Here is a 15530-nt window from a genome sequence, read left to right as displayed (position 1 = left end):
GAACTGAAAAGCTTAAATCCTTATAATTAAAAGCTAGAGAAGAGAAAAGGTGCTTTGGCACAAATCTTGTACTTACCAAAGAGAAAATAACGGGAAAAGCCGGATTCGGTTTTCCACAGTGTTTGCAGTTCTGGCCCGTGAGGAGCTTACAATGCAGGGAGCATTTGGTTAAATTTCAGCAAAGAGATAATACTAGAGGGCAAAGTTAACAAGGCCGATGGCAACGATCCCCGGGGCAAATTCCTGACAATCGTCATCGGAGAAACCATGTATGCGCTGCCGGCGGACGAGGTCAGAGAAATACTCGGACCGGCTTTCTCGACCAGATGTCCGTCAGAACCGGACAGGCGGTATCAGCATACGGTCAACATCAGGGGTAAGCTTATTGAGGCGGTGGACCTTCATGCCCTGTTGGGCCATCGCAGGCATCATTCAAAATACGATTCCAGCGTGGTTCTGATTGAAAAGGCAGATGAAAAGGGCGGGCTGGCAGGTTTGATGGTGGATCAGATTGGCGGATTGCTTGAAATTAAGCCTGATGATATAATAAAAGTAAATGGTGAATCGTTAGAAGCCAGTGGGTATATAAAAGCTGTGGCAGATGCGGAAACCGGGACGGTCCACTTGTTGAATACAAAAAAATTGTTCCTTGCTTAATTAGCGTGATCGATGCTTATTACTATATAATTAATATATCATTTTTCAGAAAATGCGGCAGTGCCCGCGGTGCTGGTCGGTGAGGGTTCGCAGTGGTCGCGAAATACCGGTTCAGTGCTGTTGCGGCATTGCCGCTTTTTATGTTTGAAGAAGTTGACGGGGCAACCGTGCGGCACTAGAATCAAAAGTGAGGTTGCGTACACTTGCATTGCAGGGCGGATGGCTGCCACCAGGCTCTTCGCCCTGTCTTGTTTTCGGGATAAGATCAGGTGCGGCAGTATGAAAGACTTTGCGTTCTGGGGGGGGGGATGGTTGGGATAATAGCTTGTTAATGGTTAATGCACTAATCCTGATAGTAAATATCAAGCCTCAGGTGCAATAACGCTTACAACCGATGGCGGAAAGATTGATCTGGCCGTAACCGGTCTACCCGTTGGTTGCGGCCAGTTTGATTTTCACGTTGCATTTCGGACAGATGATGTGGGCATCGCCCGCGTTGTATTTGATCACCGCATAGCATTTGGGGCATCTGTCGAATTTAGCTTCAGGACTGGGGCTCATCTTTCTCCTCGCGCCGGCGTAAAACATTTCAGATAAAAGAGAGCGTCGGGTAAATCTTTTCCTCCCGCTCCACCGTCATGCGGATTGCATCGAGATCCGGCTGTAAGTCGATATTCAGCTCTCGTTCGAGGTCGCTGGGCAGTCCGTTGCGGTTGAGCTGTTGGCGCACCTCGTATAATAACTGCTGGAGGTCGATCTCGGCCATTTATCCCCCCTCCTGGAAAAATATGGCACATCGTGCACCAAAAAAGCAAGTTTAAAACTTAAGATGTGCGGTAAGCTGCAAATATGGGGGTAAAACCGAATAACGTTGCGGCAATTTGGAATTCTGGTGCTGAATAAAACAGGCCTGACTCTTTTGAGCCAGGCCTGGACCTTTATCATGGTGCCGAAGCCGGGACTTGAACCCGGACGGGACGAGCCCACTGCCCCCTCAAGACAGCGTGTCTACCAGTTCCACCACTTCGGCATTTTTTCTCGCGTCACACACCCGCGCACGCGCGTCCGGCCAAACGGCAACATCCAACCAAAGACAGCACTGGCCAGGCAGCGTCGCGCCTATTGCTGGGGCTGGCTTTCCTGCTGCGGGGCCGTTTACGGCTGGCCTTCGTCCGGCGCGGTTTCTTCCTGGAACAGGTTGGATGGCTCGGCCAACGGGGCCGGAGCACCCAACGGAGCGGGAGCGCTTTGCAGCTCCTGCTGCACCGCGCTGCTCGGACCGGTATTGTAGCTGGAGAGCAGGGCCAGGAAAAAACTGGAGACGAGGAACAGCGTGCCCAGCACGGTGGTCGATTTGCCCAGGAAACCGGCAGCCTGACGGCCGCCGAAAGTGGCGTCGGTAGTACCGGCCCCGCCGAATGCGCTGGCCAGCCCGCCGCCCTTGCCCGCCTGGAGCAGGATCACGACTACCAGCAGGAAGCAGATCAGGATGTGAATCATCAGAAAGAACGTAAACAAAAAACCTCCACGGTTTCCGACGCTGGTAACAAGATTTAAAAAATAAAAGCAGCCGGAAAGGCTGTCAAGTGTTAAACCGCCGGTAAGTTAGACAGTTGCGCGCGACAAGTGAGCTCAGCCGGCATTGAAATTGATCAATTGCAGGAAGCTCTCGGCCCTGAGACTGGCTCCGCCCACCAGCGCCCCGTCGATATTTTCCGCGCCCATCAATTCGTCAATGTTATCCGGCTTCACGCTGCCGCCGTACTGGATCGTCACCCGCCGGGCAACCTCGTCGCCGAACTGCCCGCGGATCACCGCGCGGACCATGCAATGGACCTCTTCGGCCTGATCCGGCGTAGCTGTCTTGCCGGTGCCGATAGCCCAGACCGGTTCGTAGGCCACCACCACGTCGAGCATCTGCTCGGGCGTAACTTCGCTCAGCACGGCATTGAGCTGAGAAGTGACCACGCTCTCGGTCTTGTCCGCCTCGCGTTCCTCCAGCAGTTCGCCGATACAGAAAATGGGGCGAAGCTTGTTCTCCAGCGCAGCGGCCACTTTTTTGGCGATCAACCCATCGCTCTCGCCGAAAATGTGGCGTCGCTCACTGTGGCCCAGAATCACGAACTGCGCGCCCGTGTCCCGCACCATTCCGGCGCTGATTTCACCGGTAAACGCGCCGCCGGCCTCGAAATGCATGTTCTGCGCGGCAATCCTGATCCCGGCCGGAGCGGCCAGTTCCACCGCCCTGACGAGGTAGGGGGCGGTGGGCGCCACGACTACGGTCACACCCTCGCGCTCCTTATACAAGGCCAGCAGTCCCTGGAAAAACTGTTCGAGATCGCGGGCGCGATGGTTCATTTTCCAGTTGGCCGCAATGATTTGTTCTCGCAATTTCTTCCTCCGTAAAAATTACAACGTTTGAGAGCTTCTGCCGCGATCAGGCGTCGTCCAGAGCGGCCACGCCGGGCAGCTCTTTACCTTGGAGCAGTTCCAGCGATGCTCCGCCGCCGGTGGAAATATGTGTCATCCTGGCGGCCAGGCCCATCTGCTCCACCGCAGCCACACTGTCGCCGCCGCCGATAATGCTGGTGGCGCCGTTATCGGTGGCGGTGGCGATAGCCCGGGCCAGCTTCTCTGTCCCGCCGGCCAGTTCCTTGATCTCGAACACACCCATCGGGCCGTTCCAGACAACTGTCCCGGCTTCTGCGATCACGCGGGAGAAATTCTCCGCGCTGGCCGGACCGATATCCAGAGCCTCCCAGTCGCGCGGAATCGCCCGGACGCTGATCGCCTTGAGCTGGCCGATTTTGCGGCTGCCGAAATCGAACTGGTCGCAGATCAGGCAATCCACCGGCAGCATCAGTTTGTCGCCGGCCTGTTCCAGCAGGGAGGATGCCAGTTCCACCTTGTCCTCTTCCAGCAGGCTGTTGCCGATTTCCTTGCCCTGAGCCTTGAAAAACGTGTAAGCCATCCCGCCGCCCACGATCAGCTTGTCGACCTTGGGCAGGAGGTTGCTGATCACATCGATCTTGCCGCTGATCTTGGCGCCGCCGAGCACGGCCACGAACGGCCGCTCGGGGTTTTCAACCGCACCGACCAGGTACTTGAGTTCTTTCTCCAGCAGGAAACCGGACACAGCGGCGCCGACATAGCTGGTTACACCCTCGGTGGAGGCGTGGGCGCGGTGGGCCGTGCCGAACGCGTCGTTGGCGTAGACCTCGGCCAGCCCGGCCAACTGCCTGCTGAATTCGGGATCGTTATCCGTCTCCTCGGCATGAAAGCGCAGGTTCTCCAGCAGCAGCACCTCGCCGTCGGCCAGCGAGTCAACCTGCTGTATCACTTCCTCGCCCACGCAATCGGCGGCGAACCTGACCGGTTTGCCGATCAGGCCGCTGAGTACCTCGACACATGGCTTGAGGCTCATCTCGGGGACGACTTTGCCCTTGGGACGGCCCAGGTGGCTCATCAGCACCAGCCTTCCGCCCTGGTCCAGGATGTACTCGATCGTGGGTACGGCGGCGCGGATCCGCTTGTCGCTGGTCACTCGCTGGTTTTCGTCCAGGGGGACGTTGAAATCGACCCTCATCAGCACACGCTTGCCGGCGAGAGCCACATCTTTAACCGTCTTCTTGCTCACTTCGACTCACCTCGCAGTGTGAATTACTTTTCTGCAATTAAACCAAGTGGCAAAGGGGCAACATGCCGCCGCTGGCAGGCGGCTGCCCCTTGCCTGTATTTACTTGCGCCGAAACAGTACGGAATTCAGGCCATCATCTTCATCAGGTCGATACAACGGCAGGAGTAAGCCCACTCGTTGTCGTACCAGCCGAGGACCTTGACCAGGTTACCGTCGATCACCGTGGTGCTCAGCGCATCGAAAACGCAGCTTGCCGGATCACCGACAACGTCGATACTCACGATCGGCTCGTCGCAGTAGCTCAGGATACCTTTCAGGCTGCCGGCGGCGGCATCCTTCATCGCGGCATTGACTTCCTCTGCCGAGGTGCCGTTTTCCAGCACGGCGGTCAGGTCGGTCAGCGAACCGTCGGGAGTGGGCACGCGCACGGAGAGCCCGTCCAGCTTGCCGTTCAGCGCGGGAATCACCTTGCCGATCGCCCGGGCCGCGCCGGTGCTGGTGGGGATCATCGACACCGCGGCGCTGCGTGCGCGGCGAAGGTCGCTGTGGGGCATGTCCAGGGTGCGCTGGTCGTTGGTATAGGCATGGATCGTGGTCATCAATCCGTGCTTGATCCCCCACTTCTCGTGCAGTACCTTAACCATCGGAGCCAGGCAGTTGGTGGTGCAGGATGCGTTGGAGACCAGCGAGTCGCCCGCTTCCAGGTCGCTGTCGTTCACACCCATTACAATCAGCTTGAACTCGCCCTCGGGGTCCTTGGGCGGCACGGTCAGCAGAACCTTCTTGGCGCCCGCTGAAATATGCTTCTTGCAGGAAGCGGGGTCGCGGAAAATCCCGGTGGATTCCAGCGTGATTTCGGCGCCCAGCTTACCCCAGGGCAGGTTGGCCGGATCGCGCTCGGCGCAGATGGGATAGCTCTTGCCGTTGACGATAATCGCGTCATCTCCGGCCTTGACATCGCCGGGGAACCTGCCGTGGGTCGAATCGTACTTGAGCAGGTGCGCCAGGGTCTTGGCGTCCGTGATGTCGTTGATCCCCACCACCTCGAAACCGCCGTCGGCCAGCGCAGCCCTGAAAACCAGCCTGCCGATACGTCCGAATCCGTTAATCCCGATCTTGATAGCCATCTTCCTGCTCCTCTTTGGAAACTGAATAGGATTTGAGTAATAAATACCGCAGTGGGTTAAACCAGGGAATCAGGCGCGCGCGAAAGTCCAGGCAAACACCCGTTTCGCGCCTGCCTCCGCCAGGGAGCGGGCGACCTCGCCCAGCGTGGCTCCCGTGGTCATGACATCGTCTACAACAAGAACACTCGCGCCGTCCAGTTCGGAGCGCCGGCGGCAAACGAATGCTCCGGCCACGTTCCGGCGACGCTGCTCCGGACTCAACCGGGTCTGGGTGGCGGTGGACCTGACCCGGACCACTTTGCGCCCGGCCAGCGGGATTCCGCACAGCGCGGACAGCTCTCCTGCGATAAGCTGGCTCTGGTTGAACCCGCGCCTGATCCTGCGCCGCCAGTGCAGCGGCACCGGGACTATCAGGTCCGGGCGCTCGGGCAACCGGTCCAGCGAACCTCCGGCGTTTGCCAACTCCGCCAGCAGCGAGGCGATCTCCCTGCGCCGGGCGTATTTAAGCGCGTGTATCAGTTCGGGAACGCAGCCGGAAAACCAGGCGGCGGACCGAACCAGCACCACCGCGCTATCCAGCCCTTCGCACAACTTGCAGCGTCCGTCAAAATCCAGTTCAGACCAGCACCGCCGGCATCCTTCATCGCGCAGCCAGGGAATCGCCTCCAGGCAGGCGGTGCAGAGCAGAGTCGAACTGTCGGGGACCTCGCCGCCGCACCCCGTACACGCTGATGGATATATCAGGTCGAGCAGGGGAGCGGTAAGTACCGATATGTTACCCGCGGCCACTTTCAACAGCCTCCACGGTGCGATTGCGCCAGGCCCGGACAGCCAGCACAGCCCCGAATACGAACAGCGCCATGCTGATAATCTGGTTGTTGGTCAGCGCCGCCGGCTGGGCGGTTACATACTGCTGCGGCTCATAGTAGCGGTAAAAATCTACGGTGAACCGGGCGATTGCATACAGCATGGCGAAAATGCCGAACAGGGCCCCTTCCCGCGGACGGAACCTGTCGATAAGCATCAGTATCCCTAAAATAGCAAACCCGTATGCCGAACTGTAAAGCTGAGTCGGGTGGATCGGGACGTGGAAATGGCTGCCGGCAGCCGATACTTCCGGGAACGTTATCCCGAGAGCCAGGTCTGTCGGCAGGCCGTAGCAGCAGCCGTAAAGAAAACACCCGATCCTGGTCAGCCCGATGCCCAGAGCGATCGATGGCGCAACTACATCGGCCATCTGCGTGAACCGCACCCCGGCTTTTTTAAGGAACAGCCAGCCCACCGCCAGCGCCATCAGCACCCCGCCCATCATCGACAGGCCGCCTTCCCAGATCGAAAAGGCCCCGAGAGGGCTGTCGGCATACTGATCCCAGTGGGTTGCGATATAAAATGCCCGCGAACCCACTATCGCCGAGAGCAGGATCCAGAAGCAGAGGTCGAGCAGCGCCTCCTGCCTGATTCCCCGGTGGACGGCTCTTTTCCTGGCAAACAGGTATCCGACCAGGAAGGAGACCGCCAGCATTACCCCGTAGCTTTTGATCTCCAGCGGTCCGAGCCTGAATATCACCGGATGCATCTGTCTTGCTCCGCCGGGCGAAAATAGTTATCAGTAAAAGAGAAAAAGCATAATAACCAAACCGGTACTCAAAGTCAATATCACAACCTGGCAGTAAACCGCCGCTCGCCGAGTTCAAACAAGTTCAGGTAAGTAAAATTGCCGCAAGAAAAAAATGAAAACATTTTCACTTTTCAGGTGTCTTACTTTTAATAGCGTATTTGCGATGAAAAATTCAAACTGGGGTAACCTGATGAAAAAGCTGGTGGTTATCGTGTTGGTACTTGCTGTTGCGGGGGGCGGTTACTACCTGCTCGGAAGAAACGGCAACGGCAATGAGGAGCTTTTCAAGAAAGTCGCTGTCGAAACCGGCACAATCGTCGAGAAGGCGCTGGCGATCGGCAAGATCGACCCGGACTACGAGATCGTGGTCAAAAGCCAGGTGTCTGGTATTGTGGACGTGCTGCACAAGGAAGTGGGCGAGCAGGTGAGCAGGGGTGAACCCCTGCTGGTGGTCAAACCCGAACCGACGCCGCTGGAGCTGGCTTCCACCAGGCGGGACCTGGAACTGGCACAGCTCAACCGCGACAAGGCGCGCCGCGATTTAAAACGGGCAACCGAGCTTAAGGACGGCGATCTGATGCCCCAGCTCGAATTCGAGAACGTGGAGAACACGTTCAAGGAAACCGAGCTGCGCGAGAAGCAGGCCCGTGAACGCCTGGAGTTGATGGAGAAGGGCAAGAGCCGGATCGGCGGCAGGCAGATCGAGACGCTGATTCGCTCGCCGATCGACGGGATGATCCTGGAGCGCCTGGTTAACCGCGGCGACCCGGTGGTGCCGCTGACCAGCTACCAGCCGGGCACCGAACTGATGAAACTGGCTGACATGAACAACCTGATATTTATCGGCACGGTGGACGAGATCGACGTGGGCAAGCTTCGCGAGGGAATGACCGCCACGATTAATATCGGCGCGCTGCCGTCGGACACCCTTTCCGGCGAGTTATATTTCATCTCACCCAAGAGCCGCACCAAGGACAACACCATCGTGTTCGACATCAAGATCAGGATCACCGACCTGGCCGAAGTCAACCTTCGCGCGGGTTACAGCGCTAACGCGGATATCGTGATCCGCAGCAAGGAAGACGTGCCCACCCTGCCCGAGCGGCTGGTCACGTTTCGTAACGACTCGTCCTTTGTGAAAATTCCCAACGAAGCCGACAGTCTGGTCGATCATCCGATAGAAGTGGGGCTGTCCGACGGGCTGACTCTCGAGGTGGTCGACGGCCTGGCCGTGGGCGACAGCGTGGTCGAGGAGCCGCCGAAGGAAATCGATTGACGCTCTGGCGCCCGCCGTCGCTGACGGGGATACTTTTCGGATATTTTTTAACCAGCAAGCAGAGCGGTACTTCCAGATGATAACCTACTTTTTCCAGCTTCTTGGCCAGTTCATTCAGGACATGCGGCGGCAGAAACTGCGCACCTTTTTTACCGTGTTCGGGATCACCTGGGGCACGGTGGCGGTGATCCTGTTGCTGGGGTTCGGGCAGGGCCTGGAGAAAGAAGTGATGAAGGGCATGCAGGGGATGGGCAGTAATATCGTCATTTTCGGCGGCAGAAGGACTACCAAAACCTTCCAGGGCCTGGGCAAGGGCCGCTGGATCGGGCTGCGCGAGGAAGATGCCATCCTGCTCCGGGAAAGAATCCCCTACATGGAATTTATCAGCCCGGAGAACAATCAGGACCTTCACGTGACTAAAGGAAGGAACAAGCGGCAGGTAAACGTGACGGGAGTTTATCCGGGCTACGGGCCGGTACGCAACCTGTGGCCGGATGCCGGCGGCAGGTTCCTCAATGAACCGGACTTGAAGCTGAAGCGCAGGGTGGTGTTTATCGGCGACGAGCTGCGCGACCAGTTGTTCGGCGAGGGCGGTGATGCAATCGGCAAGACCGTGCTGATGAACAGCGTTCCGTTCAAGGTTGTCGGTGTGATGGTCGAAAAAACGCAGAACAGCGCCTACATGGGCCGCGACAGGGGTAGTGCGTTCATCCCGTTTTCCACCTACAGCGAGATTTTCAGCGGCCGAAAATATGTCAACCGTTTTATCTGCCGGGCCAACAAACCGATCAACACTCCCCGGATGAAAGATGATATCTACAAGGTCCTGGGCCGCAAATACAAGTTCGATCCCAGCGACGAAGAAGCGCTCTGGATGTGGGATACCACCGAAGGGGAGCAGTTCTTTTTCTATTTCTTCCTCGGCTTCCAGATTTTCCTCGGTATCGGCGGGTTGCTGACGCTGCTGGTTGGCGGGATCGGCGTGGCCAATATCATGTACGTGGTCGTGCGCGAGCGGAGGAAGGAAATCGGGATAAAAACGGCTTTGGGAGCTACTCCGAGGACGATCCTGTTTCAATTCATGACCGAGACCTTCTTCATCGTCGCACTTGGCGCTGTCACAGGATTTGCTATCAGCTACGGGGTAGTCGAAATATGCCAGAGCCCGTTGCTGGAAGAAATGCATAAGTATGTCGGTAAGCCCGAGATCAATCCGTTGGTGGCCTCCTGCGCGCTGATTACGCTGGGCCTGGTGGGATTTGCCGCCGGCTGGTCGCCCGCCCGCCGGGCGGCCTCGATCGATCCTGTACAGGCACTGGAGTTCTAAACTTATGAGCATGATCCTGGAATACTTTCACGAATTGAAAAAAGAAAAACTGCGGATGACGCTCACCGTGCTGGGAGTCTGCTGGGGCATGGCCAATATCGTGCTGATGCTCTCGGTGGGCGAGGGCCTGCATCGCGAACTGCAGCGCGGGTTGCTCTCGATGGGCAAGGATATCGTGGTTGTCTGGTCGGGACAAACTTCGAAAGCATACGCCGGTTTCCCTGTGGGCAGGAGAATCAGATTTACTGGCGAAGACCTGGACCGGATTACCGAGCGCGTGCCGCTGATCGATAAGATCAGTCCGGAATTCATCAAGTGGTCGGTTACGATCAAGGACAACGGCAATAATCTGGATACTCAGGTTAGCGGCGTATATCCATGCTGGGGTGAAATGCGGAGCATGGTCCCCGAGGCCGGCGGCAGGTTTATCAACGACATGGACCTGGCGCGCAAACGGCGGGTGATTTTTATCGGCAACGCGGTCCGGGACAAGTTTTTCGGCGAGGGTTCCAACCCGGTAGGAAGGCAGATCACCGTGATGGATATCCCGTTCACGGTGATCGGCGTGATGAAAAAGAAAATGCAGACCAGTTCCTACAGCGGGATGGACAAGGATCGCTGCTCCATTCCGGCCTCGACTTACAAAACCATGTTCAACCAGAATTATCCAAACAATGCGGTATTCCGTCCCGCGGATCGCTCCCGCTCCGAAGAGGCCCAGGACGCGTTCCGCAAGTTCCTGGCCTCGCGGTACAAATGCGATCCCGAGGATGAATCGATAGCTAATTTCTGGGACACAATCGAATCGGTGGAAATTCAGGGTAAAATCCTGCGCGGAATCCAGATCTTCATGGGCATAATCGGTGGCCTGACCCTGATAATCGCCGGGATCGGCGTGGCCAATATCATGTACGTCACGGTCAAGGAGCGAACCCGCGAGATCGGGATCAAGATGGCTGTCGGCGCGCGGCCCGTCTACATAATCTCCCAGTTCGTGCTCGAAGCCCTGCTCACTGTCGGGATCGGCGGCGCGCTGGGGATTGCCCTGGGCAAGGGGATGATATTCGTGACCTGGAACCTGCCGATCGAGCACGAGGTGATGAATTTTATCGGGCGGCCGGTGTTCAGCGCGCTGCTGGCGCTGATCAGCTCAGTGATACTCACCTTTATCGGTCTGCTGACCGGGGTGTTCCCCGCGCGGAAAGCCAGCCTGGTGGACCCTGTCGAGGCCCTGAGATACGAATGAACCGGAGGACCAAGTGATCGTACTGAACAATGTGACCAAGGAATACGACATGGGCGCGGTCAAAGTGACTGCGCTCGACGGGGTCTCGCTGGAAATCGGCGCGGGCGAGATGGTGGCCGTGCTGGGTCCCTCGGGCAGCGGCAAGAGCACCCTGATGAACCTGCTGGGCTGCCTGGATACCCCCAGCGAGGGTACTTACCTGCTGGACGGTGAGCAGGTGAGCGAGATGAACCGTTCACAGCTGGCCGCGGTACGCAACCGCAGAATCGGGTTCGTGTTCCAGAATTTCAACCTGCTGGCCTACGCCACCGCCCAGGAAAATGTGGAGCTGCCGCTGATCTACGCTAAAACACCCGCCTCCGAGCGCAGGCGGCGCGCCACCGAGGTGCTGGAACTGGTGGGTTTGGGAGACAGGGTCAAACATCGCCCGGCCGAGCTTTCCGGCGGAGAGCGCCAGCGGGTGGCCATGGCCCGTGCCCTGGCCAACGATCCGGAAATTATCCTGGCCGACGAACCCACCGGCAACCTCGACAGCAAGTCCGGCGAGGAGATTCTCGCCCTGTTCGAGGATCTCCACAAACGCGGCAAAACACTGATCGTGGTCACCCACGACCAGAATATCGCCAGCCGCTGCCGGCGGGTGATCACCCTGCTGGACGGCCGGATCGATAAAGACGTGCTCAACGGCAACCATGGGGGGCAATAATGAACCGTACCCTGATTCTGCTTGTTTCAGCCCTGACCCTGGTGGCGGGGATTGTCCTGAATGCATCCGGCGCGCCCGGCAGGACGCGCACTATCGAAAAAACAGTTGCCCTGCGCAGCGGAGGCCGGGTGGAAATCAGGAACGTCAGCGGGCCGGTGACAGTTTCCGGCTGGGACCGCGAGGAGGTCCGGGTACGGGCGGTGATCGCTCTCGAGCGCGATGGGGCGGATGAGGAAGTGGTGGAATTTTTCGAGGGTGTGGAGGTCGAGGTGAAGCATGGCTGGAACAGCGTTGAGATCAGGACCCGCTACCCGGACCGGGAATGGTTCGGTGACGATTCGGAGCTGGATGCCGAGGATTTCGACCTCGATTTCGACTTTGATCTTGATCTCGATGAGGAAAGCGAAGACGGAAAGATGGGCGGATTTATGGACGGGATCATGGGCATGGTCGGCAGCATCGTGGGCGGAGTAACCGGCTGGGCTACCAGGCTGGTGAAAGAGCAGATTCCGGTAACAGTCGGTTACGAGGTCAGCGTGCCCAGCGAGTGCGGTCTGGAAGTGATAAATATTACCGGAGATATACTGGTCACGGGTGTCGAGGGTGAAATAGAAACACGCCTCGTCGCCGGTAACGTGTCGCTGGTTGAAGTCAGCGGAGAACTGGATTGCCGCCTAATTAGCGGTAAAATTGAAATCGAGGATGCGGGCGGGCGGATCGAAACATCGGTGATTACCGGCGGAACCTCGATCGCCCTGGCAAAAGGGGGGTGGTGCGACGGTGTGGATTGCAGCGTGATCAGCGGCAATCTTCTGCTGCGCGTACCCGATGGCATGGCGATGGATTTCGATCTGCATGCGGTCAACGGGCAAATAACCCTCGACACTGATAAGATGCGCGGAGAAACAGCCCACGGCACCAGGCATCAAGGGAGTCTGGCCGGCGGCGGGCCGGAGGTTAAATTGAAGGCGATCAACGGCTCGATCCGCATCGAGCGGGCCGTGCGTTAAGCGCCATGCCCGGCTGACCCGCCTGAAGCGGCCGCCCTGTCGGACCAGGGGCGGCCGCTTTTTTTGCTTGAACTTCTCCCGCCGGCCAGCGAACTTGTAAGCTCCCGCGCTGAATCAACTCTCGAATTAAACGGAGACGATTTGAAATGACCGCTACTCCAAGGGAGAATGTCCTGGCCGTGCTGGAGCGCCGACGGCCGGAGCGCGCCGTGTTCGCCCCCAATATCTGGCAGTGGTACGAGTACAACAAGCTCCACGGCAAACTTCACCCGGAAATCGCCGATTGCAAACGGCAGTTGGATGTTATCGAACGTCTCGGCGCAGACGTGTTCAGCCGCAACCTCCTCACCCCTGTCCGTACCCAGTGGATCGGCGGACATTCGAGCGTGCGGTACGCTCAGGTGGAAGTTGAGGAAATGGAAGAAGGTGAATACAGGACAATTACTTATAAGACTCAAAAAGGCGTGCTCAGCGAAAAATTCAGGTTCGAGCACGAGGGCTGCACCCTGATCCAGGACGAATTCCTGTTCAAGGATTTTACCACCGAGTACCCGGCCTGGAAAGCGCTGTTCGAGGACCGTGAACTGGTCTTCGACAGGCAGTCGTTCCTGGACCTGGAGCGCGAGGTGGGTGATGGCGGCGTGGTGATGGTGGGCGAGACTGCCTGCCCGCTCAAGCAGCTCCATGTCGCCGCCCGCGCCGATAACTCGATCTACCTCCTGTTCGACCATGAAGCGGAAATGATGGAGTTGATGGATATCTACGCCGCCAAGGCGCTGAAATTGATCTCCGAGGAGGTGGCCGCCGGCGCAAAAGCGGTCAGCAGCATGGACAACCTCGACAGCCTGTTCTTCAGTCCCGACATGTTCGACCGCTACTGCGCGGATTTCTACCGCAGGGCGGCGGAGATCTGCCACGACGGCGGCGCGGCGTTTTTCATCCATGCCTGCGGCCGTCAGCGCGATATCCTCCAACGGGTGATCGAGTGCGGGGTGGACGGCCTGGAGGGGATCGCCTTTCCGCCCCTGGGCGATATCGAACTCGATGAGGCCCGGGCGATGGGCGAGCGGTTTATCGCCGAGGGGGGCTTGAGCGCGGTGCAGCTGGAGGGCGTGGTGACGCAGGAACAGGCTGACGCCTATGTGGAGGCGTTGTTCGACAAGCTGCGGCCGTTCGAGCGCTTCGTGTTCAGCATGAGCTGCAACACCTCGATCCTGACCAGTTGGGACACCCTGCGCCGCTACCGGGATGCGTGGATTAAGTACCGGTAGGGGTGATAACTATTTGTAAAACCAGTAGAAAAATAAAGAAATTCCTGAAAATTGACTATCCCGCGGCAGAGCCGCGAGGTATTAAGCCAATTTTCTGGCACTGCGTGCCACCGGAATTTCTAACTGCAAAAAGCAAAAGCGGTAACCCCGGAGCAGAGCTCCGAGGAATTCTCTTCGATTAAACTCCTTAGTAATGCGTTCTGAAGGTTTATATAATTATTTTCTTTTTTTATCAACAATTTAAAATACTCACTTTACCATCACCATCTTGCGCACCGCACTGAACTCCCCGGCCCGCAGCCGATAATAATGCACCCGACTGGCCAACTGCTGCAAAGCGTTTGTCTATCGCATTCCAACTTTATTATATTGATAGAGAAAGTGCTGGATTGTTCGAGAAGTCAATAATTCAAGGAGTTCGCAATGAGCGATCAACCACCCAAAACCCTCCAGGTCTCGGCCGCCCAGATGCACTGGGCCCGGCCCCTGGAGCGCAACATGGAGCTGACCGGAAAATTCATCGGCCAGGCCGCCGCCGAGGGCAGCCGGGTGCTGCTGCTGCCGGAGTCGAGTATAACCGGCTACTATTTACCCTATGCGGTCACCCTCAGCCGGGAAACCGTGCTGGCCGCGCTGGATGAGGTCTGCCGTCTGGCCGCCGCGTCCGCTATCTGGGTGATCGCCGGCAGTATCCGCAAGTGGAAAGACACGTTTCTCAACCTGGCCCACGTAATCGACCCGTCGGGCACGGTCACCTACGAGTACGCCAAGGTGCAGATGGCCGGTGAGGACGAGCGCAAGTACTGTACCCCCGGCAACAAGGTGGCCTTTTTCCAGATCGACGGGATCGACTGCGCGATGTCGATCTGCCGCGACGGCCGTCACCCGGAACTCTTCCGCATCCCGGCCATGATGGGGGCCAGGATCTTCTTCCAGCCCTCCTGCAGCAGCGAACACGTGGAGGCGGTGGCCTGGAAACGGGTCTCGGGCCGCGCCCAGCAGGCGGCCGGTCCCAAGAGCTACATCCATCACGTGGTGGCCAACACGGTGGGCCAGTCGCCCGACGCCCAACAGACCTCCAGCGGGCAGAGTTTTATCCGCGACTGCACGGGGCTGCCCCTGGCCGAGGCCGGTTTCTACGAGGAGACTCTGATCTCTGCCGTGCTGGACCTGGACAAGTCGACCGGTTTCTACGCCAGGCAGTCCGCCGAGCATCCGGCGTTCCTGCGCAGGCACTGGCAGGCGATGATGGACGCTGTGCGCAAACAGGCCGGGAAAAATCCGGAGGACGAGTAAAATCGCTGTCGGGCACCGCCTTGACAGCCGCAGTCAGCGGGAATATGTTCAAGTTGAACCAGGTTGATTGCGTTAGGAAACATTCAGCTGGGGGAGGCGGGGTGATGACCAGCGTTGGGCGAGTTAAAATACCGTTGTTCGTTATGCTGCTGGCCGCGGCAGTCGCCGGGTCAGCCTGTTCCCGCTACCGCAGCAGCAGCCGTCCTGTCCGGATCGACAGCCGGGAAAAGAACGAAAAAGTGTTCGATACCAACGAGGAAGCTGTCAAGGCGGGTATCTACGAAGAGTTCGTCGACTCGGCGGCTCTCAAGCGCGGCGAAAGTCCGGCTCCGGCAGCCGAGGTGGGCGAAACCGGTGAG

At 58.2% G+C, this 15530-nt stretch carries 14 protein-coding genes, 1 tRNA gene and 1 pseudogene (1 of these 16 running past the window's edge); 9 read left to right on the top strand and 7 right to left on the bottom strand.

What is annotated here, in order from left to right; translation table 11 throughout:
- Window positions 1-267: 267 nt before the first annotated feature.
- Window positions 268-657: a chemotaxis protein CheW gene (locus tag FVQ81_08525; GenBank protein ID MBW7996592.1), complete on the top strand. Its 390-nt coding sequence runs from the start codon at window positions 268-270 to the stop codon at window positions 655-657.
- Between the two features lie 944 nt (window positions 658-1601).
- Here the strand turns inward: FVQ81_08525 and FVQ81_08520 are convergent.
- From FVQ81_08520 to lgt, 7 genes are all read right to left on the bottom strand, one after another.
- Window positions 1602-1687 (bottom strand) — tRNA-Leu (locus tag FVQ81_08520).
- Between the two features lie 125 nt (window positions 1688-1812).
- Window positions 1813-2175, bottom strand: a complete 363-nt coding sequence (gene secG, locus FVQ81_08515) for a preprotein translocase subunit SecG (GenBank protein MBW7996591.1) — start codon at window positions 2173-2175, stop codon at window positions 1813-1815.
- 114 nt (window positions 2176-2289) lie between these two features.
- Window positions 2290-3048: a triose-phosphate isomerase gene (locus FVQ81_08510; protein ID MBW7996590.1), complete on the bottom strand. Its 759-nt coding sequence runs from the start codon at window positions 3046-3048 to the stop codon at window positions 2290-2292.
- Window positions 3049-3094: 46 nt separating this feature from the next.
- Window positions 3095-4294, bottom strand: coding sequence for a phosphoglycerate kinase (locus FVQ81_08505; protein ID MBW7996589.1), 1200 nt, complete (start codon window positions 4292-4294; stop codon window positions 3095-3097).
- A gap of 125 nt (window positions 4295-4419) precedes the next feature.
- Complete coding sequence (gap, locus tag FVQ81_08500) at window positions 4420-5421, bottom strand: type I glyceraldehyde-3-phosphate dehydrogenase (protein ID MBW7996588.1); 1002 nt, start codon at window positions 5419-5421, stop codon at window positions 4420-4422.
- Between the two features lie 69 nt (window positions 5422-5490).
- A complete protein-coding gene (locus FVQ81_08495) occupies window positions 5491-6261 on the bottom strand; it encodes a ComF family protein (GenBank protein MBW7996587.1) in 771 nt (256 codons plus the stop codon).
- Entirely contained in the window at window positions 6197-6997 is an 801-nt protein-coding gene (gene lgt, locus FVQ81_08490; protein MBW7996586.1) for a prolipoprotein diacylglyceryl transferase, read from the bottom strand. Before lgt ends, FVQ81_08495 begins: the two co-directional genes overlap by 65 nt.
- Before the next feature lie 154 nt (window positions 6998-7151).
- On the opposite strand from lgt, the gene FVQ81_08485 reads away from it, so the two are divergent.
- The 8 genes and pseudogenes from FVQ81_08485 to FVQ81_08450 form a co-directional block, all read left to right on the top strand.
- Entirely contained in the window at window positions 7152-8315 is a 1164-nt protein-coding gene (locus FVQ81_08485; GenBank protein ID MBW7996585.1) for an efflux RND transporter periplasmic adaptor subunit, read from the top strand.
- Between the two features lie 76 nt (window positions 8316-8391).
- Window positions 8392-9642 (top strand): ABC transporter permease, encoded by a 1251-nt coding sequence (locus FVQ81_08480; protein MBW7996584.1) that lies wholly within the window; start codon window positions 8392-8394, stop codon window positions 9640-9642.
- Window positions 9643-9646: 4 nt separating this feature from the next.
- Window positions 9647-10888: an FtsX-like permease family protein gene (locus FVQ81_08475; GenBank protein ID MBW7996583.1), complete on the top strand. Its 1242-nt coding sequence runs from the start codon at window positions 9647-9649 to the stop codon at window positions 10886-10888.
- Window positions 10889-10937: 49 nt separating this feature from the next.
- A complete protein-coding gene (locus tag FVQ81_08470; protein ID MBW7996582.1) occupies window positions 10938-11594 on the top strand; it encodes an ABC transporter ATP-binding protein in 657 nt (218 codons plus the stop codon).
- On the top strand, window positions 11594-12604 hold the full coding sequence (locus FVQ81_08465) for a hypothetical protein (protein ID MBW7996581.1): 1011 nt from the start codon (window positions 11594-11596) through the stop codon (window positions 12602-12604). The genes FVQ81_08470 and FVQ81_08465 overlap by 1 nt, the downstream gene beginning before the upstream one ends.
- Before the next feature lie 146 nt (window positions 12605-12750).
- On the top strand, window positions 12751-13875 hold the full coding sequence (locus FVQ81_08460; protein MBW7996580.1) for a hypothetical protein: 1125 nt from the start codon (window positions 12751-12753) through the stop codon (window positions 13873-13875).
- A 423-nt stretch (window positions 13876-14298) separates the two neighbouring features.
- Window positions 14299-15171: a carbon-nitrogen hydrolase family protein gene (locus tag FVQ81_08455; protein ID MBW7996579.1), complete on the top strand. Its 873-nt coding sequence runs from the start codon at window positions 14299-14301 to the stop codon at window positions 15169-15171.
- Between the two features lie 104 nt (window positions 15172-15275).
- A pseudogene (locus tag FVQ81_08450) lies at window positions 15276-15530 on the top strand (hypothetical protein) (it continues 87 nt past the right edge of the window).

The sequence above is a fragment of the Candidatus Glassbacteria bacterium genome (genome assembly GCA_019456185.1).
GTDB lineage: Bacteria > Gemmatimonadota > Glassbacteria > GWA2-58-10 > GWA2-58-10 > JAJRTS01.
The sequence above is the reverse complement of the archived record's forward strand: the minus strand, read 5'-3'. Positions and strand labels throughout refer to the sequence as shown.